Genomic DNA, 1,238 nt, shown 5'->3' with positions numbered 1-1,238 from the left:
AATGAGCGGCCCCCAGTAAACAGTGCCATGATGTAAGCGAGTTTTCGGCGGACTTTTTCAGTATGAAAGGAGCCGTACGATGAAACGCAAGCGCTTCAGTGTCGAGCAGATTGTGGCGGTGTTGAAACAGGCCGAAGCAGGCATGCCGGTCGCGGAACTGATTCGTCACGTGGGCATTTCGGAGCAAACCTTCTATCGCTGGAAGAAGGTGTATGCCGGTTTGCAGACGGACCAGGTGCGACAGCTCAAGCAGCTTCAAGACGAGAACGCCCAACTGAAGAAGGTGGTCGCGGAGCTGACGTTGGACAAGGCGATGCTGACCGACGTATTGAAAAAAAAGTGGTGAAGTCCTCGCCGAGGCGCCACGTCGTGGATTATCTAAAGTCCGCCTATGGAGTAGCAGAGCGGCGTGCCTGCCGCCTGGTGGCCATATCGCGCTCGGTGTACCAGTATCGCAGCCACCGCGACCCGCAGACTGCATTGCGGCAGCGCATGTGTGAAATCGCGGCGACGCGGGTGCGCTATGGTTACCGCAAGATACGCGTGCTACTGCTACGGGAGGGCTATCAGGTCAGCAAGAATCGGCTGTACCGTCTGTATCGTGAGGAAGGGCTGTCGCTGCGCTACAGACCAAATCGCAAGCGACGTGCGCAGATGAGCCGCCCGGCACGTGCAAAGTCGACGGCGGCAAATCAGGCGTGGAGCTTGGACTTCGTCGCCGACCAGCTTTCGAACGGCCAGAGGTTCCGCGCGCTGACCATCATCGACGTCTTTACGCGCGAAGCACTAGCCATCGATGTTGGTCAGCGATTGAGCGCTTCAGATGTCGTGCGTGCACTGGATGAACTGAGGAGCAAACGCGGAGCGCCCCGCACGCTGTTTTGTGACAACGGCTCGGAATTTACGAGTCAGGTGATGGACCTGTGGGCTTACCATCACAAGGTCGAGATTGCCTTCAGCCGGCCCGGCAAGCCAACGGATAACGCATTCGTGGAGTCGTTCAACGGCACGCTACGCGATGAATGCCTGAACGTGCACTGGTTCACATCGCTGGCCGACGCCAGGGAGCAGATTGAACGATGGCGGGTCGAATACAACGAGAGTCGGCCTCACAGGGCTCTCGGTGAAGTGCCGCCTGCCGAATACGTCCGTCAGTTGGGCCTGCAGGCCCAACTGACGGACCAACAGAACGCCGAAGACTAACATTGCCTTTGGCACTGAAAACCGGGACCGTTCAG

The 1,238-nt window shown here is 58.3% G+C and carries 1 protein-coding gene; it reads left to right on the top strand.

Annotation, left to right across the window (positions count from 1 at the left end; genetic code table 11):
* Positions 1-79 precede the first annotated feature (79 nt).
* A protein-coding gene (locus DIE13_RS32480; RefSeq protein ID WP_124831041.1) for an IS3-like element ISBvi7 family transposase occupies positions 80-1,203 on the top strand; the annotation gives its coding sequence in 2 pieces (ribosomal slippage) (positions 80-341 and positions 341-1,203; 1,125 coding nt in all).
* Positions 1,204-1,238: the final 35 nt, after the last annotated feature.

The sequence above is a fragment of the Burkholderia sp. Bp9016 genome, from assembly GCF_003857765.1.
Lineage (GTDB): Bacteria > Pseudomonadota > Gammaproteobacteria > Burkholderiales > Burkholderiaceae > Burkholderia.
The sequence above is the reverse complement of the archived record's forward strand: the minus strand, read 5'-3'. Positions and strand labels throughout refer to the sequence as shown.